Source organism: Gardnerella sp. DNF00257, assembly GCF_049262745.1.
Taxonomy (GTDB): Bacteria; Actinomycetota; Actinomycetes; order Actinomycetales; family Bifidobacteriaceae; genus Bifidobacterium; species Bifidobacterium piotii.
On sequence record NZ_CP058403.1, the window covers coordinates 656,972 to 679,457 of the forward strand.

Annotated in this window: 17 protein-coding genes and 2 tRNA genes; 13 read left to right on the plus strand and 6 right to left on the minus strand. The window is 40.0% G+C overall.

Annotation, left to right across the window (positions count from 1 at the left end):
* Positions 1-32: 32 nt before the first annotated feature.
* The 5 genes from purM to purT all read right to left on the minus strand — a co-directional run bounded on the left by purM (position 33) and on the right by purT (position 8,910).
* Entirely contained in the window at positions 33-1,067 is a 1,035-nt protein-coding gene (gene purM, locus HXT23_RS02390) for a phosphoribosylformylglycinamidine cyclo-ligase (RefSeq protein ID WP_016801451.1), read from the minus strand.
* Between the two features lie 53 nt (positions 1,068-1,120).
* Positions 1,121-2,614: an amidophosphoribosyltransferase gene (purF, locus tag HXT23_RS02395; protein WP_016840202.1), complete on the minus strand. Its 1,494-nt coding sequence runs from the start codon at positions 2,612-2,614 to the stop codon at positions 1,121-1,123.
* Between the two features lie 69 nt (positions 2,615-2,683).
* Positions 2,684-6,457: a phosphoribosylformylglycinamidine synthase gene (locus HXT23_RS02400; protein WP_422113036.1), complete on the minus strand. Its 3,774-nt coding sequence runs from the start codon at positions 6,455-6,457 to the stop codon at positions 2,684-2,686.
* A 126-nt stretch (positions 6,458-6,583) separates the two neighbouring features.
* Positions 6,584-7,366, minus strand: coding sequence for a phosphoribosylaminoimidazolesuccinocarboxamide synthase (gene purC / locus HXT23_RS02405; protein ID WP_421779051.1), 783 nt, complete (start codon positions 7,364-7,366; stop codon positions 6,584-6,586).
* 170 nt (positions 7,367-7,536) lie between these two features.
* Positions 7,537-8,910, minus strand: coding sequence for a formate-dependent phosphoribosylglycinamide formyltransferase (purT, locus tag HXT23_RS02410; protein WP_422113037.1), 1,374 nt, complete (start codon positions 8,908-8,910; stop codon positions 7,537-7,539).
* A 132-nt stretch (positions 8,911-9,042) separates the two neighbouring features.
* Here purT and HXT23_RS02415 point away from each other — a divergent pair.
* From HXT23_RS02415 to HXT23_RS02445, 7 genes are all read left to right on the plus strand, one after another.
* Positions 9,043-9,118 (plus strand) — tRNA-His (locus tag HXT23_RS02415).
* Between the two features lie 255 nt (positions 9,119-9,373).
* Positions 9,374-12,073 carry a DNA translocase FtsK gene (locus tag HXT23_RS02420; protein WP_101896581.1) on the plus strand — a complete coding sequence of 900 codons (2,700 nt, stop codon included), beginning with the start codon at positions 9,374-9,376 and terminating at the stop codon, positions 12,071-12,073.
* 125 nt (positions 12,074-12,198) lie between these two features.
* On the plus strand, positions 12,199-12,813 hold the full coding sequence (gene pgsA / locus HXT23_RS02425) for a CDP-diacylglycerol--glycerol-3-phosphate 3-phosphatidyltransferase (RefSeq protein ID WP_032815680.1): 615 nt from the start codon (positions 12,199-12,201) through the stop codon (positions 12,811-12,813).
* Positions 12,814-12,817: 4 nt separating this feature from the next.
* The gene (locus tag HXT23_RS02430; RefSeq protein ID WP_101896580.1) at positions 12,818-13,558 is read left to right on the plus strand and encodes a CinA family protein; all 741 of its coding nucleotides are present in this window, start codon (positions 12,818-12,820) and stop codon (positions 13,556-13,558) included.
* Positions 13,545-13,778 carry a DUF3046 domain-containing protein gene (locus tag HXT23_RS02435; RefSeq protein ID WP_020973608.1) on the plus strand — a complete coding sequence of 78 codons (234 nt, stop codon included), beginning with the start codon at positions 13,545-13,547 and terminating at the stop codon, positions 13,776-13,778. The genes HXT23_RS02430 and HXT23_RS02435 overlap by 14 nt, the downstream gene beginning before the upstream one ends.
* A gap of 244 nt (positions 13,779-14,022) precedes the next feature.
* Entirely contained in the window at positions 14,023-15,180 is a 1,158-nt protein-coding gene (recA, locus tag HXT23_RS02440; RefSeq protein WP_018639211.1) for a recombinase RecA, read from the plus strand.
* 22 nt (positions 15,181-15,202) lie between these two features.
* A complete protein-coding gene (locus HXT23_RS02445; protein WP_422113038.1) occupies positions 15,203-15,913 on the plus strand; it encodes a regulatory protein RecX in 711 nt (236 codons plus the stop codon).
* Between the two features lie 11 nt (positions 15,914-15,924).
* Here the strand turns inward: HXT23_RS02445 and thrC are convergent, their stop codons facing one another.
* A complete protein-coding gene (thrC, locus tag HXT23_RS02450) occupies positions 15,925-17,442 on the minus strand; it encodes a threonine synthase (RefSeq protein WP_422113039.1) in 1,518 nt (505 codons plus the stop codon).
* 72 nt (positions 17,443-17,514) lie between these two features.
* On the opposite strand from thrC, the gene HXT23_RS02455 reads away from it, so the two are divergent.
* The 6 genes from HXT23_RS02455 (at position 17,515) to HXT23_RS02480 (ending at position 22,422) form a co-directional block, all read left to right on the plus strand.
* A complete protein-coding gene (locus HXT23_RS02455; RefSeq protein ID WP_422113040.1) occupies positions 17,515-18,873 on the plus strand; it encodes a glutamate-5-semialdehyde dehydrogenase in 1,359 nt (452 codons plus the stop codon).
* A 16-nt stretch (positions 18,874-18,889) separates the two neighbouring features.
* Complete coding sequence (locus tag HXT23_RS02460; RefSeq protein ID WP_016635285.1) at positions 18,890-19,474, plus strand: hypothetical protein; 585 nt, start codon at positions 18,890-18,892, stop codon at positions 19,472-19,474.
* Positions 19,475-19,528: 54 nt separating this feature from the next.
* Positions 19,529-20,308, plus strand: a complete 780-nt coding sequence (gene nadD, locus HXT23_RS02465) for a nicotinate-nucleotide adenylyltransferase (RefSeq protein WP_422113041.1) — start codon at positions 19,529-19,531, stop codon at positions 20,306-20,308.
* A gap of 148 nt (positions 20,309-20,456) precedes the next feature.
* A complete protein-coding gene (locus HXT23_RS02470) occupies positions 20,457-21,479 on the plus strand; it encodes a ribose-phosphate diphosphokinase (protein ID WP_016635287.1) in 1,023 nt (340 codons plus the stop codon).
* An 86-nt stretch (positions 21,480-21,565) separates the two neighbouring features.
* Positions 21,566-21,636, plus strand: a tRNA-Gln gene (locus tag HXT23_RS02475).
* A 135-nt stretch (positions 21,637-21,771) separates the two neighbouring features.
* Positions 21,772-22,422 (plus strand): CDP-alcohol phosphatidyltransferase family protein, encoded by a 651-nt coding sequence (locus tag HXT23_RS02480; protein ID WP_004133174.1) that lies wholly within the window; start codon positions 21,772-21,774, stop codon positions 22,420-22,422.
* Positions 22,423-22,486 lie beyond the last annotated feature (64 nt).

Sequence of the window (22,486 nt, forward strand, 5' to 3'; positions counted from 1 at the left end):
TTTAATCCTTTATTACTTTAAGATTTTGTGAATTATAACAACTCAACTGCAACGTTTTCGCGTTTAATCATTTTGCCAATAACATACGCTTGTTCATTATTGTTTTTAAGGATTTGCATAGCTTCATCTGCTTTATTTGCATCAATTGCTAATACCATTCCGATTCCCATGTTAAAAACGTTGAACATTTCTGAGTGGTCTACTTTACCCGACTTTTCAATAAGGTTGAAAATTGCAGGAACTTGCCACTTTTTTGTGTCGATTTGTGCTGCAAGATTATTTGCAAACATTCTTGGAATGTTTTCTATAAATCCGCCGCCTGTAATATGAGCTACGCCTTTAATAAGATGATTAGCAAAAAGCGGTTTTAATGCTTTAACGTAGATTTTTGTAGGCTCTAAAAGAACTTCGCCAATAGATTTGCCACACAATTCTTCTGGTTTACTATTTACGTTGTAATTAGCTACATCAAAAAGTGCTTTTCTAACAAGTGAGAATCCGTTTGAGTGTACTCCCGAAGATGCAAGTCCTATAAGAGTGTCTCCAGGCGTGATTTTAGAGCCATCAACAATGTTTTCTCTTTCTGCAACTCCTACAGCAAACCCTGCAAGATCGTACTCGCTTTGATCGTACATTCCTGGCATTTCTGCAGTCTCTCCGCCAATTAATGCTGCTTCTGATTGCACGCATCCGTCTGCAACGCCAGAAACAACTTGCTCAAGTATTTCTGGATTGTTTCTTCCGCAAGCAATGTAATCAAGGAAGAACAGAGGCTGTGCTCCTTGAGCTGCAATATCGTTTACACACATAGCAACGCAATCAATGCCAATCGTATTATGCTTTTGCATCATTTGCGCAATCATAAGCTTTGTGCCAACTCCGTCTGTTCCAGAAATTAGCACTGGGTCTTTGTATCCAAGGCTTGCTAAATCAAACAGGCCGCCAAAACCGCCAATTCCGCCCATAACGCCTGGTCTTTTTGTGCGATTTACGTGGGATTTTATTCTTCGCACAACCTCGTAGCCAGCTTCTACGCTAACGCCAGCTTGTTCATATGCGTTTGGCATTTAAGAATCCTTTCGTGTTTGTTTTAAGTGTTTAGTCGAAGTTTAGTCGTAGTTTAATCGCAGTTTTTAGTCGCAAAATTGTATTTACTATTCTTTTTAATATTCTCTAAAACTTCCTTGTCTTCTTTAGAAAGCGAAGCTAAGAATTCATCTCGGTAGTCGTCTAAAGCAGTAGGGTAGTCGCCATTAAAATACGCTACGCATAATCCTCCGTACGGAGCAGGCTTATTTAACCCAATAGACTCAACAAGACCGTCTAAAGATAAGAATGCTAAAGAGTCAGCGCCAATATACTCGCGAATTTGCTCAACGGAATGTTTAGCTGCAATAAGCTCTTTAGTTGTTTGAATATCGATTCCGTAGAAGCACGGGTATTTAAGAGGAGGTGAAGAGATTCGCATATGAACCTCTTTAGCGCCCGCTTCTCTAAGAAGACGAACAATCCTCTTAGACGTGGTTCCGCGAACGATTGAATCGTCAATAACAATTACGCGCTTTCCCTTAACAACACCTCTAACAGCCGAAAGCTTCATGCGAACGCCTTGTTCTCTAAGCTCTTGCGTTGGTTGAATAAAAGTGCGCGCAACGTATTGATTTTTAATCAAACCCATCTCGTTAGGGATTCCGCTTGTTTCGGCATATCCTGCAGCTGCAGAAAGCGAAGAATTAGGCACTCCAATCACCATATCTGCGTCTACATGAGACTCTTTAGCTAAGCGTGCTCCCATGCGCTTTCGCGCAGAATGAACATTAATGCCGTAAATATTAGAATCCGGGCGAGCAAAATAGATAAACTCCATTGAGCAAACAGCGTGCTGAATATTCTTTGCATAACGCTCAATCTTGTATCCATCATTATTAATAACGATTATTTCGCCAGGCTCAATGTCTCTAATAAACTCCGCGCTAACAATATCTAAAGCGCAAGTTTCCGATGCAAGAACGTAAGCACCATTACTCATTCTTCCTAGACTAAGAGGCCTAAAACCATTAGGATCCGTTGCTCCAATAAGCGCGTCTTCTGTAAGAAGTAAGTATGCAAAACCGCCATGAACAGTTAACAGCGCATCTTTAAGCTTATCCATAAATGAAGTTTTGTTCGACCTTTTAATAAGATGCATCAAAACTTCTGTGTCGGAGTTAGAGTGGAAAATCGCTCCGCAATCTTCTAGCTTATTTCTAAGAGTTGTGCAATTAGTAAGATTGCCATTATGCCCTAAAGCAACATCTCCATCGTGGAAAGAAAACAGAAAAGGCTGAATGTTCTCAACACTTCCAGATCCAGCAGTAGCGTAGCGAACGTGGCCAATCGCGCTGTTTCCAGTAAGATGCTTCATAATGTCTTCGTTTGCAAAAACTTGCGTTAAAAGACCTAAGTTTCTGTATCCTTTAAGATGGCCATTATCGTTTGCAACTATTCCAGCACCTTCTTGGCCTCTATGTTGCAATGCGTGCAAGCCAAAGTAGGTAAGCCTTGCGGCATCGGAATGACCCCACACGCCAAAAACGCCACATTCTTCGTGAACTCCTTCAAGTTCAGCAGACATTCGCACCCCCTATATTTTCAAAATCGCAATAAATATTTTGATTAGAGTAATTAAACACAAAATCCCCAATCATGACGTAAAGTATTCAACGCCAGCGCTAAAAATGTTTTGTGTTCTAAAATCTGGAATATTTACGTACAAGCCGTTGCCGCTGCGCTCGCAATGACCCATTTTTCCAAACACTCTTCCATCTGGGCTAGTGATTCCTTCTACAGCCATAAGCGAACCGTTTGGATTTACTTTAAGATTCATGCTTGGAACGCCATTGCTATCAACGTATTGCGTTGCAATTTGGCCGTTTTGTATAAGAGTATCCATAACTTCTGGCAATGCTACGAATCGACCTTCTCCATGAGATATTGCAACACTATGAACATCGCCAACTTTGCAATTTGAAAGCCATGGAGAAAGATTAGAAGCAACGCGAGTTCTAACAATCTTGCTTTGATGCCTTCCAATAGTGTTAAACGTTAAAGTCGGGCATTCTGCATCCATTGGAACAATATCTCCGAATGGAACAAGACCGAGCTTAATAAGAGCTTGGAAGCCGTTGCAAATACCAAGCATTAAGCCATCGCGATTGTTTAGCAAATCTCGAACAGAGTCGCTAACTGCAGGGTTTCTAAAGAATGCAGCTATAAACTTTGCAGAACCGTCTGGCTCGTCGCCTCCAGAGAAGCCGCCAGGAATCATAACAATTTGGCTTTTATTAATCTCTTTAACAAGCTCTTTTGCGGATTCTACAACATCATCAGCGCTTAAATTATTGATTATAAGCGTTTTGCATTCTGCTCCAGCTTTTTCAAACGCTGCTTGAGTGTCGTATTCGCAATTGTTTCCAGGGAAAACTGGAATGATTACGCGCGGCTTGCTCAATGGAGTTCTTCTGCTAGATTTCATATGATTTCTAACAGGCTTGCGATTAGTGGAATTTATTTCGCGAACTGCGCTTCCTTTACCTCTATATGGGAAAATGCCCTCTAGAGGACTTTCCCAATCTTCCTGTAAATCATCTAAACTAATAATTTCGTTGCAAGCATAAAGCTTAAATTCATTGCACGTTTGTCCAATAACTTCAACGTTTACAAGATTTTCGCTAACCTTGTTTGCAAAATCATCAACGTTAAAATCTTCATCCACTTCTACAAAGAAAGTTCCATATCTAGACTTAAACAAGTCGTCTGTTTTAACAGAGTCGTTAAGTTTTAATCCAATATGGTTGCCCAAAGTCATCTTAAACAGGCTTTCTGCACTAGCTCCAAAACCTGGAGTGCTAATTGCTAGCGCGCGCTTGCTTGAAGTAAGATTTTCAACAATCCTAATCGCCTCTAAGAAGCTTTGAGCGTTAGGCGTGATTCCGTCTTCTTTATACGTAGGTAGTATTCTTAGGATTTTACTATTGGTTTTTTTGAATTCTGGAGAAACAACATTTCGCGCGTCTCCTGTAGAAACAGCAAACGATATAAGAGTTGGAGGAACGTCAAGATTTTCAAAGCTTCCGCTCATAGAGTCTTTGCCGCCGATCGCGCCAACGCCAAAATCAATTTGCGCGCTTAAAGCGCCAAGAACTGCTGCAGTAGGTTTTCCCCATCTTTCTGGAACATTTTGCGGTTTGCCAAAATATTCTTGAAGGCTTAAATAAGCGTTTTCGATTGTAAAACCGCTTGCTACAAGTTTTGCTAAAGATTCTACAACCGATATGTACGCTCCCGTAAATTGGTTCTTTTCCATAATGTATGGGTTAAATCCCCAAGACATTGCAGAAGCGGTGTTTGTTTCGCCAAATACTGGGAATTTTGCGACCATTGCTTGTGCTGGAGTGAGCTGGCGGCGGCCGCCAAATGGCATAAGAACGGTTGCGGCTCCAATAGTGGAGTCAAACATTTCGCTAAGGCCTTTGTTTGAGCAAACGTTTATGTTAGAAACAAGATTTTTAATGCGCTCAGCTAAAGACTTGCCAGAGTAAACTCCACTTTCGTCTTGCCACTTTGTAGCATATTTTTTGCCATTTTCAACGTAAATATCTTGCGTTTTTGGAGCGCCATTAGAAGCTAGGAATTCGCGGCTTAGATCAACAATTGTTTTTCCTCGCCAAGTCATTTTCATTCGAGCTTCTTTTGTAACTGTAGCTACAATTTGCGCTTCCAAATTTTCTTGACGCGCGTAGCTCAAAAATTCGTCTGCATCGCTTGCAGAAACATCAACTGCCATTCGCTCTTGAGATTCAGAAATCGCAAGCTCCGTGCCATCAAGGCCTTCGTATTTTTTAGACACCTTGTCTAAGTTAATAATCAAGCCATCTGCGATTTCTCCAGTTGCAACGCTTACGCCACCAGCGCCAAAATCGTTGCAACGCTTAATAAGACGGCATGCGTCTTTGCGTCTAAAAAGTCTTTGCAACTTGCGTTCAATAGGTGCATTTCCTTTTTGAACTTCTGCTCCGCACTCTTCAATGCTGTCTGCATCTTGCGCTTTAGAAGCACCTGTTGCTCCGCCAATTCCGTCTCTTCCGGTTCTGCCGCCTAGAAGAATAATCACATCTCCTGCTTCAGGTGTTTCTCTTCTAACGTGGTCTGCTGGGGTAGCTGCTACAACCGCGCCAACTTCCATTCGTTTTGCAACATATCCTGGGTGGTAAATCTCGTGTACTTCGCCTGTTGCTAATCCAATTTGATTTCCGTAAGACGAGTAGCCTGCAGCTGCCGACGTTACAATTTTTCGTTGAGATAGTTTTCCTTCTAAAGTTTCGCTAATAGGAGTTCTAGGGTCGGCTGCTCCAGTTACGCGCATTGCTTGATATACGTAGGAGCGTCCCGAAAGAGGATCTCGAATGCAACCGCCAATGCAAGTTGCAGCGCCGCCAAAGGGTTCGATTTCTGTAGGATGATTATGCGTTTCGTTTTTGAACAAAAACAGCCAGTCTTCATCGTGCCCATTAACGTCAACTTTTACTTTTACTGTGCACGCGTTGATTTCTTCGGATTCGTCTAAGTTTTTAAGCTTTCCTGTATGCTTCAAATATTTTGCGCCAATAGTGGCCATGTCCATCAGGCAAATCGGCTTATTTGTGCGCTTAAGCTCTTCGCGTAGTTTAAGATAACGATTAAATGCATCTTTTACTTGCTCGTCATCTATTTGAACGTTTTCAAAATGCGTTCCAAAAGTAGTATGGCGGCAATGGTCGGACCAATACGTGTCTATTACTTTTATTTCTGTAATAGTTGGATTGCGATTTTCGCTTCTAAAATAGTCTTGGCAGAATTTAGCATCAGCCAAGTCCATTGCTAGCGCGCGATCTTCAATGAATTTTTGCAATCCGTTGGAATCTAAATCGTTAAAACCATCTAATACTTCTACGTTTGCTGGAACAATTGCCTCACTTTTAAGCGTATCGACACTATCTAGCGATGCTTCGCGAGCTTCTACTGGATTAATAACGTAGTGTTTAATTGAGTCAATGTCTTCTTTAGACAAATTGCCATTAAAAGCAAGAATTTGAGCAGTTCTAACTTTAGGGCATTCTCCCTGACTAATCATTTGTACGCATTCGCTTGCGGATTGCGCGCGCTGATCAAATTGGCCAGGAAGGAATTCTATAGCAACAACATGCTCATTTGTGCTAATAGGCAAGTAGTCGTAAGTGTTGTCTACTGTAGGCTCGCTAAGAACTGTTTTAACAGCAGTGTTAAAAAGATCTTTAGATATTCCTTCTACATCATACCTGTTGATTATGCGCGTGGATTTTAGAGAATCAATACCAAGAATTTCTTTAAGCTCGTGATTAAGATGTTGGGCTTTTATATCGAAACCAGATCGTTTTTCAACATAAACGCGAAATACCACGGTGAACCTGCCTTGCAATTGTAGTTTTGGCTATTTGTGTTTGGCTATTTTTGTTTGCTTGTTTGTTTATTTATTTGTTTAAGAACGCGCGTGGCTCGCACCTAAAAGATGCGAGCCACATTAAAATTATTGTTCAGCGCAATCGTTTGGATTGACTTCGTCGAAGTTTACTCCTTCGCTTTGCGCAAGAGATTTAAGCCTCGAGAATATTTCTTCGTAGGCTGGAATTATGTCTCCTAAATCGCGTCTGAACAAGTCTTTATCTAAATGACTTACTTCAGAGCCATTCGTATTGCGCTTATCCCAAAGTCGGCATGTATCTGGCGTTATCTCGTCTGCAAGAAGAATGTTTCCTTGTGCGTCTACGCCTTCTTCAATCTTAAAGTCAACGAGTTGAACGTCGATTTTGTTGAAAATATCCAAAAGTGCATTGTTTACAGCGTGAGCTTTCTTTGTAATTTCTGCCATTTCGCTTTCGCTAGCAAGACCTAAAGCTACAACGCCTTCTGGGTTAATAAAAGGATCGCCAAGATCGTCTGACTTTACGCAAAACTCCAAAAGAGGCTTTTTTAGTGCAGTTCCTTCTTTAACGGCATATCGTTTTGCAAAAGAACCAGCAGCTGTGTTTCGCATTATTATTTCTAGCGGAAACATCTTCATGCGCTTTACAAGCTGTTCGGTATCTGAAATTCTGCCAAGAAAATGGCTTTTAACTCCACGAGCTTTAAGAAGATTGAACAGTAGAGAAGTGATTTGATTATTTAAGCTTCCTTTTCCAGCAATTTGAGCCTTTTTAAGACCATTGCCAGCTGTAGCTTGATTCATGTATTGAACCCACAGAACGTTATCGTTACTCGTGGCATACAATTTCTTTGCTTTACCTTCATACAACTTGTCAAGTTTTTCCATTGACGTGCCTCTCCGTTGTATCCATGGCTGAGTGTTGCAAACCATCATTATTTGAAGGTTTATTCAACCGCCAGCAAGATTAGACTAACAATTGTTACCTACATTTTGTTTGTATTATTTTTTGATTTTTTGTCTAATAAAAGTAGTAAAAACCTTGACTTTTCAGCGTTCTACGATGGCAGTTCTACTGTGTGTATTTTGCTTGCAATGCGTGTCGCACAAGATTTTGCATCATTTACGCTGTTCGATACTGTCAAAATAACACCCATTCGTCTTGAGCCGTGGACTTCTGGCTTTCCAAAAATTCGTATATCGCATCTTGTGCAATCTTCTTCGTCTAATGCTTGTGCAAGATTTGTAAATCCTACAGCTCCGTTTCCTTGCACAACAAGTGCGTGACTTAATGCAACTTCGTTATCTTTTAAGCAAAGAGCAGTGTGCTTTTGTGTGATTGGAACACCTAATATTGCTAAAACATGCAAAGCAAACTCGCTGTAGTATTGCGAAATCATTGTTACCATGCCAGTGTCGTGTGGTCTAGGGGATAGTTCGCTAAAAAGTAAATCTCCATTCTTAAGAACAAAAAGTTCTACGCCGTAAATGCCCCAGCCTGTTTCTCCGTTTTCTTTTGCTATTTTGCTTAAACCTTCTACTGCTTGTTTTGCAATATTTTGAGCTGATTTTCTAACATTTTCTGGTATGTTTGCTGGTTGCCATGATTGCCTGTAGTCGCCGTTTTCTTGGCATTGTGCAATAGGTTCGCATGTTGTTATTCCAGCGCTTGAGCACACTGTTAAAACCGTTAATTCGTAGTCTAAAGGAGCAAGTGCTTCCACTATTACGCGAGATATATCTTCATTATTTTCATTATATTCACTCTGCAAGCTTTGCGTTTTATGCTTAGATCTTCTTCCATTTTGTGCTTCATACCAGGCATCTTCAAGATTTTTAGGATCTTTTACAATAGATTGACCATGGCCAGAAGAACTCATAATTGGTTTTACTACGCATGGATAACCTACGATTTTTGCTCCTTCTTCTAACTCTTTGTAGCTTGAAGCAAAACAATATGGTGTAGTAGGCAAACCAATTTTTTCGTGGGCGATTTTTCGCAAAGCTTCGCGATCCATTGCAATCGAAGTGATACTAGAGCTTGGAACGACTTGAATTTTTTTGTTTTTAACAACGTCTTTTAATACTTCGGTTGATATTGCTTCAACTTCTGGGATTATTATGTTTGGGTTTATGTTGTTTATTAGTTCTTGCAATTTTTTAGAATCGCTCATGTCTAAAACGCGATTTTCTTGCGCAACTTGCATTGCTGGAGCATTCGCATAACTATCTGCAGCAAATACTTTAATACCAAGTCTTATAAGCTCTATAGTGATTTCTTTTCCAAGCTCTCCAGACCCTAGAAGAAGAGCTTTTGTTGTGTATGACGTTGAATTTAGAATGCCAAAAGTGCGATTGTTTTCAACGCTTTTCCAATGTTCTGCTTGCTCATTGAGCATGCTGGTTGCATTTGATTTTTGCAAAAAACTCATAGTCTTATTGTGTCATTAAGTAACGTCGTATTTTGTGCGACGCGCCGAAAATCGCAAGGGTAGCGCAAATTAGAAAAATCGTGTATAGTATTCCTCTGTTGTGCGATTCCCGAAGGGTTTCGCGCTGTAATGGTGGCTATAGCTCAGTCGGTAGAGCATCTGATTGTGGTTCAGAAGGTCGCGCGTTCAAGCCGCGTTAGCCACCCCACTTAATCGGCTGCTTCACAGCCGATTTTTTTTTACTCTGTATGGCTTTCTGTTTTGTCTTGTTTTTGTGTTCAAACATGTTTATTTTGTTAGCACGCTTTGGAGTAGAATAAGTAAAGCTATTAATTTGATAATATTGATTGGATAATTTTAAGTAATTCGGTTGGTGTTTGTACTTAATGTGAATGATTGCTGGCGATTAGCTTGCTAGTTGTTAGCGGTTTTTGTACGCGCATTTTATGGAGGAGCGATTTATATGCCAAACAATGGTGGTAAGCAGTCTAAAGTGCAGACTAATGAGCCATTTTGGGAGTCTGCTCTGCTTTTTGTTCCGCGTGTTATTGGCAAAGCAGTTCGCTCGCTTTTTGGAGTTGGGCAATACGATGAGGCATACCGTAGAGACGGATTGTGCTTTGTAATGCTTATTCTTGCTGTTCTTTTTTGTGCATCTGAATGGTTTAGAGTTAGCGGATTCTTAGGTGTTGCGTTGCACTCTTTATCTTCCGCGATTTTTGGCATTATGAGCGTTGTTTTACCAGTGTGGCTTAGTGCGGTTGCTATTAGGCTTATGCGAAATAGTGGTGCTAAATCTGGAAATCCTCGTGTTATAGGTGGTTTTGTTCTTCTTTTATGGTCAATTTGCTCAATTTTAGACATTTTGATTGCAAGCAAAAATCAAGAATTTAATATAGATGATTTGCAAAAATCTGGCGGATTACTAGGATTCTTCTTAGGTTCTCCTTTGGCCTGGGGATTATCTAGGATTTTTGCCCTTACAATTTTTGTTATTATTGCAATTTTTGCTATTTTAATGATTCTTAAATTACATGTTGAAGATGTGACTCAATTTGTTTCATCTATTTTCTCTAAAAAGTCAAAGAATAATCAAGACTTAGAGAATGCAGATGATGAAAATTTGAGTAATAGCAGCGATAATCTTGAGTTTGCAGAAGGCGTTCCAACTCATGATTCTAGTGAATCGGAAAAATCGCGTAAAGATTTGCACAATTCAATAATCTCTAAGATTTTTAATTCTATGTTCGGCTCTAAAAAGAAGGATAGCAATAGCGAACTTTTAGATGCGTATGCTGGAGATGATGCTTTTCTTAGCGCTTCTTCTAAGCCAAGTCAAGATGGCTACTCTATTGAAGGCTATGGCTCTAAATCGGACCCGCAAGAAGATCAGAATCAAAGTAATCATCCGCGTGTTGTTGGTTCTAATGGTGTTTCTAATGGCACTCATGGCGCTAATTCTTTGCCGTCTTCTGGTCAAATGTATATTGACGAATTTCCAAAAGCGCCAATTAGTGGCGAATCGCAATATAGCAATGATCCATGGAGTAAAATGCCTGGTCAACAGTTGGATCAATATAGGTCATCGCAAGAAAATGATGAAAATAGTGCGAGCAACGCCAATAATGAAAACGATTCTAACGATTCTTCAAGTGAGTACAGCGAAGAGCCGTACAGATTGCCAGATTTGAACATTCTTGTTCACGGAAAACCGCACGCAACTAGAACTCCTGCAAATGATCGCGTAATTCGTGCGCTAACTTCTACGTTTGAACAGTTTGAAGTGGATGCAAAAGTTATTGGCTTTTTGAGGGGTCCTTCTGTTACTCAATACGAAGTTGAGTTGGGGCCTGGAGTAAAAGTTGAAAAAGTCACAAATCTTCAAAAAAATATTGCATACGCTGTAGCAAGCACAGATGTGCGTATTTTGTCTCCAATTCCAGGCAAGTCTGCGATTGGTATAGAGATTCCAAACGTAGATCGAGAGATTGTAAACCTTGGAGATGTTTTAAGGTCAGATAAAGCTCGCCAGGATTCAAATCCTATGCTCACTGGAGTTGGTAAAGACGTTGAGGGTCATTTTGTAACTGCTGCTCTAGATAAAATGCCGCATCTTCTTGTTGCTGGTGCTACTGGCTCTGGAAAGTCAAGCTTTATAAACTCTATGCTAACTTCTATTATTATGCGTTCTACTCCAGAGCAGGTTCGCATGATTTTGGTAGATCCAAAGCGAGTAGAGCTTTCTGCATATGCTGGGATTCCGCATTTGCTAACTCCGATTATTACAGACCCTAAGAAGGCAGCTCAAGCTCTTGAATGGGTTGTTAAAGAGATGGACTCGCGCTATGACGACTTGCAATTCTTTGGTTTCCGTCATGTTAAAGACTTTAACAAGGCCGTGCGCGAAGGCAAGGTTCATGTGCCAAAAGGCTCCGAGAGAAAAGTTGCTCCATACCCGTATTTGCTTGTTGTTGTAGACGAGATGGCTGATTTGATGATGGTTGCAAAAAACGACGTTGAAAGTTCTATTCAGCGCATTACTCAGCTTGCTCGTGCTGCAGGCGTGCATTTGGTTCTTGCAACTCAGCGACCGTCTGTTGATGTTGTAACTGGCTTAATTAAGGCGAATATTCCATCTCGTTTGGCTTTTGCTACGTCTTCTGCTACGGATTCGCGCGTTATTTTAGACACTGTTGGCGCGGAAACTTTGATTGGTCAAGGAGATGCGTTGTTCCTTCCAATGGGTGCTGCTAAGCCTCAGCGAGTTCAGGGCTCTTGGGTTAGCGAATCGGAAATTCGCAAAGCTGTAGAATATGTTAGAACTCAGCGAAAGCCAAAATACAGGGAAGACATTGAGCAAATGGCTGCAAAAGCAGACGAACAGGCTCAAATTCAAGCTAAAACAACAGATATTGGCGACGATATGGATGAGCTTCTTCAAGCTGCCGAGCTTGTTGTTGGTGCGCAATTTGGATCTACGTCTATGCTTCAACGAAAACTTCGTGTTGGTTTTTCTAAGGCAGGCAGACTTATGGATTTGCTTGAATCGCGTGGCGTTGTTGGGCCTTCGGAAGGCTCTAAAGCGCGTGAGGTTCTTGTTCAACCGCAAGATTTGCCTAAAGTATTAGCTTTTATTAAAGGCGAGTCTGATTCTTTGAATTAAGCATAATTAAGCATAATTAAGCACTTTGAATTAAGTATTGTTAAAGCATTGCTAAAGGATTGTTGTTAAATTAAGTTTTGCGTTTGCTATACCATATTTGTGTAGCGGTTATGGAGGTATTAACGATGTTGCAAAATGGTAAGTCTAAGTTGCTAGAAGGTTGGAATTGTGCTCCAAACATTGTGACTTACATAAGAATAGCTCTTTCTGTTGTATTCATCGTTTTGTATCTTATCTCTGGGCCTTGGGGCTATGCTTCTACTTCGGTTCGCTGGGCTGCGTTTGCAATGTTTATAATCGCAGCTTCAACAGATAAATTAGACGGTTGGATGGCTAGAAAATATAATCAAGTTACAGAGCTTGGAAAACTCTTAGATCCTATTGCCGATAAGCTTTTAATACTTTCTGCTCTTATTATTGCTTCTGCTTTTGGCGAGCTTTATTGGTGGATTACTCTACTGTTTATTCTTAGAGAAATAGGCATTACTGTTTTGCGTTTTTACGTTATAGATAAAGGCGGAAAAGTTATTGCAGCATCTTGGGCAGGAAAGTATAAGACACTTTCTCAATCTGTTGGAATTTCAATGTTGCTTGCGCCTATTGTTCCAATATTTTGCGCTTACAATGTTTCTGTTTGGGTTGTGTGCTATTACTCGCTTTGCTACGGTTTTATAGGCATTGCTCTTGGTTTTGCGCTTTATTCTGGATTCCTTTACGTGCGCGGTGCGTTTAAGCGATAGTAAAATGTGCGACTATTTGGCAAGTGCTTCTACGGATTCTTCTACGGATGCTTTCGCAAGTAAGATTCTCGATTTTTGTGTGAATAATTCTTTGCATATTTCTTGTGCAGAATCTTTAACAGGAGGACTTCTTGCGGATTCGTTTGTAAATATTCCTGGAGCCTCAAAGGTTTTTCTTGGCTCGGCTGTTACTTACGATATTCGCGAAAAATCTAAGATTCTTGGCGTGGATTCTGATTTGCTTAAAACTTGCGGTGCTGTAGAGCCTAGTGTTGCAAAGCAAATGGCGTTTGGTTGCGCAAGATTGTATAGCGGCGCAAAGTGGCAATACGATTGCATGGATTCTAGTAAAGATGTTGATAGCGCAGATTTTCCTGTTATTGGATTGTCTACTACTGGCGTTGCGGGCCCTGGCTCCGATGGCTTAAAGCCGCAAGGATTGGCTTACGTTGGAATTTTTATTCCAAATGTTGCTTCAAAGCGCTGTTCTTCGCTTGATTTTGATTTAGTTTCGCTAAAAATTAACAATATTAAAGATCGTATTTTTGAGTGTAAATGTGGCAAAATAAGCAATCTTTCTTTAAGTAGATGTTCTACTTATTCAGTTGACCACGGTTTTACGCTTTGCGCTCAACTAAATATTTCTGGAGATAGAAAAGACGTTCGTATTGGTGTTGTTAGCGCGCTAATTAGGATTTTCTATGCTCTTATTTTTGAAGATTGGATTTTTTATGCGCGAACGTGAATTTTGGGAGCTTCTTGAAGAAGTTTTCGGTAGAGAATTTGGTAGGAGTATTGCTAAAGACCAAGAGCTGCAAAAGCTTGATGGTATGAGCGCGCGCGAGGCGATTGATGCTGGCGTGGAGCCTAGAATTGTTTGGAATGTTTTATGTGATCACATGAATATTCCAGATAGCAAGCGTTGGGGTAAAGACCATAATGCTCCGCCACTTCCAGCAAAATAAGGGTTATTTTATTTTTTAATTTGATTGCGTGTATGCGTTTTTGTTGGAATTTCAAGCCAACACGCATATCGAACAAATGTTCGTTTATGGTGTATAATATTTAATTGTTGGTCTTCTTGCAGCGTGTAAGTGCCTACTGGTTATTGGAAAATAGCCTTTAACCACATTGCTCTAAAACGCTTGCACGGGCATCATGTATTGAGTATGGTCATCAATACATCGGCATGCGAAAGGAGTAATAAATATGGCACAACAAACAAAAAAGGGTGCTGTGGATCGTCTTATTGATGCCGACAAGGCAGATCCACGTAGAAAAGCAGCGCTAGAGATGGCTCTTGCAAATGTTGAAAAACAATATGGCAAGGGTTCTGCAATGCGATTAGGAGATAAGCCACTGCAAGACGTTGAGGTTATTCCTACTGGTTCCTTAGCTCTAGACATGGCTTTGGGAATTGGTGGCGTTCCTCGTGGGCGTATTGTAGAGGTTTATGGTCCTGAATCTTCTGGTAAAACAACGTTAGCTTTGCACATTGTTGCTAATGCTCAAAAGAATGGCGGAGTTGCAGCGTTTATTGATGCTGAGCATGCGTTAGATCCAGTTTATGCGCGTAAATTAGGTGTAGATACAGATTCTCTTATTGTTTCTCAGCCAGATAATGGTGAGCAAGCTTTAGAGATTGCAGATATGCTTATTCGATCTGGAGCTTTAGACGTTATAGTTGTTGATTCTGTAGCAGCGCTTGTTCCAAAAGCCGAAATTGATGGAGATATGGGAGATAGCCATGTTGGTTTGCAAGCTCGCTTAATGAGTCAGGCTTTAAGAAAGATGACAGGAGCTTTGTCTCAAGCTGGAACAACCGCAATCTTTATTAATCAGCTTAGAGAAAAAATCGGTGTGTTCTTTGGTAATCCAGAAACAACTACAGGTGGTAAAGCTCTTAAATTCTATTCGTCTGTTCGAATGGATATTAGGCGTGTTTCTACTATTAAAAACGGAGAAGAAGCTGTTGGCAATCGAACTAAAGTAAAGATTGTTAAGAATAAAATGGCTCCTCCTTTCAAAACAGCTGAATTTGATGTTCTTTATGGAGAAGGAATATCTACTGAAGGCTCTGTAATTGATATGGCTGTACAGTGTGACGTTATTAAAAAGTCTGGTTCTTGGTTTACGTATGAGGGTGAACAGCTTGGTCAAGGTAGAGAAAACGTGCGTCAATTCCTTAAAGATAATCCTGCTATTACGGAAGAAATTAGCGATAAAGTAAAAGTTGCTTTTGGGCTAATGAAGCCAGAAGATCAATTTGTTGAAGTAGAAGATGAAGACGATAGCGAAAAAGCAAAGTCGAATTCTAATGCAGAAAATAACTCAGATGCTTCTAGTAAAGATTCCAAGAATAAATAGTGATAGATGAGAAGACTGATAGATGATTAGTGTTGAGAGTTTTCTTCGCAATCATAAGCCCGTAGATGCTTCTGTTTTTAACAAAAATGATGTTAAGAACAAGAATGTGTGTGCAGAAGATGATTGTAGTTTAGAAGCTGTTAATTCACATTATTCAGAGAATAGTGTTGAAATAGGTGATTGCGAAGAAAACTCATGCCATTCGTCTTATAGATTGCGAAAGTATAACTCTTTTAATAATAAAGCTGTTAAAAAAGTAGACTCTAAAAAAGCATGCGACTTTGATAGTTGCAAAGAGTGTGCTTTAAGAATATTAGATTATGCTGCAAGGTCTTCAAACGACTTAAAAAATAGGCTTATAGATAAGGGTTATAGAGAGAATATTGTTGAATCTGTAATAATTCGTTTAGAAGATTTGCATTTGATTGACGATGAGCAATATGCTCAATCTGTTATACGCTCATGCATAAGTAGAACATTAGGAGAGCGTGCAACTCGCATGGAGTTGCAAAAAAAGGGAGTTGCTTCCGCTATTGTTTGTTCATCTTTGCAAGATGCTAGAGAAAACGGTGTTTTTGAACAAAGCGCATGGAGTTTAGGCAAAAAGGTAGCACAGCGAACAAAAAATCTAGAACCAGATGTTAGAAGGCGAAGATTCTTCTCTGCAGGAGCTAGAAAAGGTCACGATTTAAGCACGTTAAACGAAGTATATTATGCTCTGTTTAAGTCTTAAACCATTAGGACTTAGCAGATTTCGTTAGCGCACTTAAGAACGTAATCTGGCATATCTTCAACATTAATAACATCGTTGAATCTAGCTGTTTTATTCTTAAGTTCGCTAAGCATTTTAGGAGCGTTTGTAGAAGTTTTTCTTTCTAGCAAATCCATGCAAGCAAAATCATCTAATCCTTCAACATTTAAGCCTAAAGATTCGCAAACAACTCTAGGGAACTTATACGGGCTTGCAGTGCTTAAAAGAACGCGAGGAACACTAGAATCATGAGGAATATGGCTCATAACAAAGTATCCGCAAGCAGTATGTGGGTCAATAACATAATTATGCTTATTCCAGCATTCTTTTATGGAATCTCGAATTTGATCCTCGTTTGCCCATCCGCATCCAAAAAGTTCTCGAATTTTAGAAAGCACGTCTTCTGGTACTTCAAAAGCGCCCCATTGTTGCAAATCATTCATAAGCATTTGCAAAAGTCGCGTATCTTTATTGCATATATAGTAAAGCATGCGTTCCAAATTAGAAGAAACAAGAATATCCATAGAAGGCGCAACCGTTTGATGGAAAGGTCGAATCTTGTTATATGTTCCGCTAACCAAAAAGTCAAACAAAACATTATTGCTATTGCTTGCAACAATCAAGTGCTTTACAGGAAGACCAAGCATTTTTGCATAATATCCAGCAAGAATATTGCCAAAATTGCCACTTGGAACGCAAAATTCCACTTCTTCTCCAAGCTTTATAGATCCGCGTTCAACAAGCTTAGAATAAGCATAAAAGTAGTAAACAACTTGAGGAATAAGCCTGCCTATATTAATCGAATTAGCAGAAGAAAGCAAAGCATTATTGTTGTTCTTAATCGATTCATTAATTGAGTCGTTAGTAAAAATTTGCTTAACGCTGCTTTGAGTGTCGTCAAAATTACCTCTAACAGCGCAAACTTTTACGTTGCTTCCGCTTTGAGTTGTCATTTGCAATTCTTGAACTTTGCTTACTTTACCTTCTGGGTAAAAAGTAACCATAGAAGTGCCTTCAACGTTTGCAAAGCCAGCGAGCGCAGCTTTGCCTGTATCTCCCGAAGTGGCTGTAAGAATCATAACGTTTTGGCTAGAGTCAGAAGCATTTTTTGAGCAACGAATAAATTGTGGCAAAATTTGCAAAGCAACATCTTTAAAAGCACAAGTAGGACCGTGGAAAAGCTCTAAAACAAAATCATTGTTAGTACCAAGCTGCTTTAATGGAGTAATTTCGCAATCTTCCCATTGATCTCCATAAGCATTTTCAACGCACTCATCAAGCTCGTTAGAAGTAAAATCTGGAAGGAGGATTTGAAGAACATCTTTAGCAATTTGCTTATAAGATTTTCCAACAATATTAGAAATATTGTAGCGAGTTTCGCCAAGGCAATCCGTAACAAACAGGCCACCGTCTTCGGCTATGCCCCTACGAATAGCTTGCTTCGAAGTGTAGGTTTTAGAGTTAGACCTAGTGCTGTGAAACATAACTGCATTCGTAGTGTTTTCTGCCATGATTCCTCCATTTGTGTCAATTGTTATACATAATACCTGAAGCGTTGGAGCCTAAGCACTGCTATTGCTAATATGTTCAATATGATTAATCTCAATACAAAGTTTGACGAAACGCATAATAGTGAACAAGTCAATAGTTCTAAAGAGCATGGGGACTCTACAGATTCTATTGTTTTTTCTAGAGCAGATGATGCGCGAATCGCACAAAGAGAATTTGCTAAAGCTAATGCCACTTTTAAGAACAATCTTTTAAATGCTATTGCTGATTCTCTTGAAAATAACTCAGAATTTATTGAAAAAGCAAACAAGCAAGACTTAGAAAAAGCCCAAAAAAATGGTATGGATGCTGGAAAACTAGACAGACTTGTGTTTAACAAAGAAAGAATAGTTAAATCAGCTCAAAGTGTTAGAAAAATAGCGCAATTGCAAGATCCTGTTGGCCAAATTGTTCGAGGATACACGCTGGAAAATGGTATTAAACTTTCTCAAGTAAGAGTGCCAATTGGCGTAATGGGAATGATTTACGAAGCTAGACCAAATGTAACTGTTGACGTTGCATCTTTGTGCATAAAATCTTCAAATGCTGTAATTTTAAGAGGCGGAAGTGCAGCCGAATGCACAAATCGCGCAACTATTAGTGTGTTAAAGCAAGTCTTAAAAGATTTTGGTGTAAGTGAAAATCTTATAGAATCCGTTGATGATTTAGGCAGAAGCGGCGCAACGTCAATGATGCACGCTCATGGTCATATTGACGTTCTTGTTCCTAGAGGAAGCGCAAATCTAATCGCGGCAGTTGTTAAGGAATCAACAGTCCCAGTCATAGAAACTGGTGCTGGAAACGTTCACATTTATGTAGATAAAACAGCAAACTTTAGTCAAGCAATTCCGATTATTATAAACGCAAAAACGCAACGAGTCGGAGTTTGTAATGCTGCAGAAAAATTACTTGTAGATAAAAGCATTGCTCAAGATTTTCTTCCAAAAGTCGCAAGTGAATTAGCGAATCGTAATGTCTTAATTCATGCTGATGAAGAATCATACAATATTTTATCATCCGCAAACATAAGTGGTATTAAACTAGAGCATGCAAATAATGAAGATTGGTCTACAGAATACTTGTCTTTGCAAATCGGAGTAAAAGTTGTAGATGGTGTTAAAGATGCCATTAATCATATTTCAAAATATTCAACGGGTCACACGGAAACGATTATTGCGCAAGACTACTTAACGATTAATGAGTTTGTCTCGTCAATAGACAGCGCGGTTGTTATGGTAAATGCTTCAACAAGGTTTACAGACGGCGGCGAATTTGGTTTTGGAGCGGAGCTTGGAATTTCCACGCAAAAGTTGCATGCAAGAGGGCCAATGGGCTTAGTAGAGATGACAACTACAAAGTGGGTTGGCTACGGGCAAGGACAAATAAGGGCTTAAGAGTAAGGTTAAGAATATGCCTGATACATCACAATCACAATCGTCTAAAATTGCTAAAAATCAATCAAACGAGGATCTAAGCTTATCTAACGGTGTAGGTGCTTCTAATGTGCTTGATGCTTTAGATGTTGCAGCAGAAAGATTGTCTATTGTTCGTTACGTGTTTTTAGTTCAAATAGAAGATGGGATTGCTTCTGCAAGTCAAAGGTCTTCTCTTGAGTATGCTGACGCTGTTTTAATGGGTTGGCCAGATAGAGATAATCGAGATGTTGTTACGCCAGAAAATAGCGAAACAATAGATAAGATTAATAAGAACTTGCAAAAAATGGAAAGTAATATAGCCGAATTTAGTAAGTTTGAGCGCGCTAGTCTTATAGACAATATGAGCGAAGTTCTTGTAGAGATTACGGAGTGTGTTGCAAACATTAGAGGTGTTTTCCAGCCTGATTTTGCTCTTCCAACGTTTGAAGAAATTAAGCGCGTTGTTCAAGATGAGTGGAATGAAGAAATGGGGAACATTAATCCAGATAAAGCAAATGTTGCTTCCAGCGTAATTGATGAAGTTAAAGCAGATGATGCGGCAGATGCAGCTAACGCATAATGTATCTAACGCATCAAATGCGACTAATTTAAAATAAAATGGGATTTTGTTTAAATGAGTGATTCATCTACAGAACGCAGAATGTCGGATTTATTCCAAGGTTCTTTTGACCAAAGTCAAGCTAGCGTGCCAGTTTCGGCAAATTCTTCTAGGCTTAAGCACTCTGCAAGAGGGAATGTTCATCAACATCCGCGCATAGGAATTATGGGTGGCACTTTTGATCCGATTCATAATGGCCACTTGGTGGCAGCTTCCGAAGTTGCGTGGGTTTATGATTTAGACGAAGTTATTTTTGTTCCTACTGGAAAGCCTGTTTTTAAGCTAGACAAAAAAGTCACGAATGCAGAAGACAGATATTTGATGACTGTAATCGCAACAGCTTCAAATCCAAAATTTACAGTTTCTAGAGTGGATATTGATAGGCCTGGCGTTACTTACACAATCGACACGCTTCGCGACATTCGTGCTCAACACCCAGACGCGGATCTTTTCTTTATTACTGGAGCAGACGCTATTGCAGAGATTATGCAATGGAAAAATGCTAGAGAATTATGGAGTTTGGCTAGATTTGTTGCTGTAACACGTCCAGGGTATGCAAGTCCAGAAAAGTTTACACAAATTGAAGCTCGTTCCGCGTCTTACGATTCTTGCGACGATATGATTAATTGTCACAATCATCGTTTTCCAGTTGACATATTGGAGATTCCAGCGTTGGCAATTTCTTCAACAGACGTTCGCAAGCGTGCAGAGCATGGGGAGCCAGTTTGGTATTTGGTTCCAGACGGCGTTGTTCAATACATTGTTAAACACGGTTTATACATACGCGATTTGTAATGATTTGTAATGTTTTTTGTAAGGATTTGCAACTGTTTGCAAGCATTTGTTATGTATGAAACGGCTTAATTGTTATAGTCTGCGCAAATAGATAGTATTGAACTCAGTCCGATTTTTGTGGACTGTTAGCGAACTAGCGTTTGGAGATATGGTGAGCATCGTCCTTGAAGGAAAGCCAGATAAAAACCTTGTTCTCGTAACTGGTCGCGCGCATCCTAAGCTTGCTAAAGATGTTGCGAATCAGCTTGGTATAGAAGTATTGGAAACAACGGCATACGATTTTGCTAATGGCGAGATGTATGTTCGTTACACTCAGTCTGTGCGAGGAACAGACGTGTTTGTGTTGCAAAGTCATAGTGACCCTGTTAACAAGTCCATTATGGAACAGTTAATTATGATTGATGCATTAAAGCGCGCATCTGCTCGTTCTATTACCGCTGTGTGCCCGTTGCTTGGATATTCTAGACAAGATAAAAAGCATCGCGGTCGTGAGCCTATTTCTTGCCGCTTGATGTTTGATTTACTTAAAACAGCAGGCGCAGATCGCATTATGAGCGTTGATTTGCATGCTGCGCAATCGCAAGGATTCTTTGATGGTCCTGTAGATCATTTGATTGCTATGCCAGTTTTGGTGGACTATGTAAGGGATCGCTTTAGCGAAGATTTAGGAAACGTTACTGTTGTTTCGCCAGATGCAGGACGAATCCGCGTTGCTGAGCAGTGGGCGCAAAGATTGGGCGGAGGTCCATTGGCTTTTGTTCATAAGACTAGAGATATTACGCGTCCAAATCAAGCTGTTGCAAACCGTGTAGTTGGCGATGTTGCTGGTCGCGATTGCGTTATGGTAGATGATTTAATCGATACTGCTGGAACAATCGCAGGTGCTTGCAATGTTCTTAAAGACGCTGGAGCAAAGTCTGTAACTGTTGTTGCAACGCACGGCGTTCTTTCGGGTCCTGCAGTTGAGCGATTGAAGAATTGCGGAGCTAGAGAAGTTGTGTTAACAGATACTGTTCCAATTCCACAAGAAAAGCGTTGGGATGGGTTGACGGTTCTTTCGATTGCTCCACTTTTGGCAAGCGCGATTAAAGCTGTGTTTGAAGATGGGTCCGTTGCAAAGCTGTTTGACACATACCCAGAGCACCACGGAAAAGGGTTTTTGTTTGCATAAATTTGCATAAATCCTATTTCGCCACGCCAAGCTTGACGATTTTGATTGTTGTGGCATAATAGTGACTTGGCGGTTTTTTCCGCCGTTCCCTCATGGTGTAATGGCAGCACACGGGTCTTTGGAACCCTTTGTCTTGGTTCGAATCCAGGTGAGGGAGCTAGAATTAGCGCCGCTTAGTTTTAAGCGGCGTTTTTGTTAACGCGGTGATGAGTTTAGAAGTGATTTGTGTTTGAATACTCGTGTTTGAGCGCTGTGTTTGAATGATTATATTTGAATCAAAGAAAGGCTTAATATGTTGGAATCTTTAAGAAGTGGATTCAAACGTGTTATTTTGCCAATCGCAAAGCTTCTTGTTAAATTTGGATGTAGCGCTAACAGTGTTACGATTTTTGGCACCATTGCACTTGTTGCAACTTCTGTTTTTATTTCTATAAGCGGCCAGCTTTTTATTGGCACTATTTTGCTTACGATTTTTGTTCTTGCAGACGCTTTAGATGGCTCTGTTGCTGCTTTAACAAACAAGAATGGTGGCACTAAATTTGGCGCATTTTTAGATTCAACTCTAGATAGAATTGCAGATTGGTCGCTTTTTGCTTGTGTTTGCATTTGTTTATATCGCGCAAATAATCTAAACATTTGCTTATATTTGCCATTTTACGTGAATAATTTTTTGAGATATTGCGGATTAGTGTGCTCGCTAGTATCTATGATGTTTGCTTTTGTAACATCGTATGCGAGAGCAAGAGGCGAGTCTGTTGGAGTAGACGCTAAAAAAGGATTGATTACTCGCGCCGATAGAGTTGCCATAATTCTAGTTTCAATGGGATTAAGCGGATTAACGGGTTGGTTATTGTGGCTTTGCTTGGCAATGATTATTCTTTGCATTGGTGGAGCTATAACTGTTTTTCAGCGCATTTTTGAAGTTAAAAATTTGCTTAAATAAACTCGATCTGGCGATTTGTCGCTAAAGCGCATTAAAATCATCACGTTTACGTAACCGTACACTT

Coding starts and splice junctions, on each gene's coding strand:
- purT (WP_422113037.1), bottom strand. CDS start 8,910: ATGAGTTTTTTGCAAAAATCAAATGCAACCAGCATGCTCAATGAGCAA.
- HXT23_RS02455 (WP_422113040.1), top strand. CDS start 17,515: ATGTTCAATATGATTAATCTCAATACAAAGTTTGACGAAACGCATAAT.
- purC (WP_421779051.1), bottom strand. CDS start 7,366: ATGGAAAAACTTGACAAGTTGTATGAAGGTAAAGCAAAGAAATTGTAT.
- HXT23_RS02460 (WP_016635285.1), top strand. CDS start 18,890: ATGCCTGATACATCACAATCACAATCGTCTAAAATTGCTAAAAATCAA.
- HXT23_RS02470 (WP_016635287.1), top strand. CDS start 20,457: ATGGTGAGCATCGTCCTTGAAGGAAAGCCAGATAAAAACCTTGTTCTC.
- HXT23_RS02420 (WP_101896581.1), top strand. CDS start 9,374: ATGCCAAACAATGGTGGTAAGCAGTCTAAAGTGCAGACTAATGAGCCA.
- pgsA (WP_032815680.1), top strand. CDS start 12,199: ATGTTGCAAAATGGTAAGTCTAAGTTGCTAGAAGGTTGGAATTGTGCT.
- nadD (WP_422113041.1), top strand. CDS start 19,529: ATGAGTGATTCATCTACAGAACGCAGAATGTCGGATTTATTCCAAGGT.
- HXT23_RS02480 (WP_004133174.1), top strand. CDS start 21,772: ATGTTGGAATCTTTAAGAAGTGGATTCAAACGTGTTATTTTGCCAATC.
- purM (WP_016801451.1), bottom strand. CDS start 1,067: ATGCCAAACGCATATGAACAAGCTGGCGTTAGCGTAGAAGCTGGCTAC.
- recA (WP_018639211.1), top strand. CDS start 14,023: ATGGCACAACAAACAAAAAAGGGTGCTGTGGATCGTCTTATTGATGCC.
- HXT23_RS02430 (WP_101896580.1), top strand. CDS start 12,818: ATGTGCGACTATTTGGCAAGTGCTTCTACGGATTCTTCTACGGATGCT.
- HXT23_RS02435 (WP_020973608.1), top strand. CDS start 13,545: ATGCGCGAACGTGAATTTTGGGAGCTTCTTGAAGAAGTTTTCGGTAGA.
- purF (WP_016840202.1), bottom strand. CDS start 2,614: ATGTCTGCTGAACTTGAAGGAGTTCACGAAGAATGTGGCGTTTTTGGC.
- HXT23_RS02445 (WP_422113038.1), top strand. CDS start 15,203: ATGATTAGTGTTGAGAGTTTTCTTCGCAATCATAAGCCCGTAGATGCT.
- thrC (WP_422113039.1), bottom strand. CDS start 17,442: ATGGCAGAAAACACTACGAATGCAGTTATGTTTCACAGCACTAGGTCT.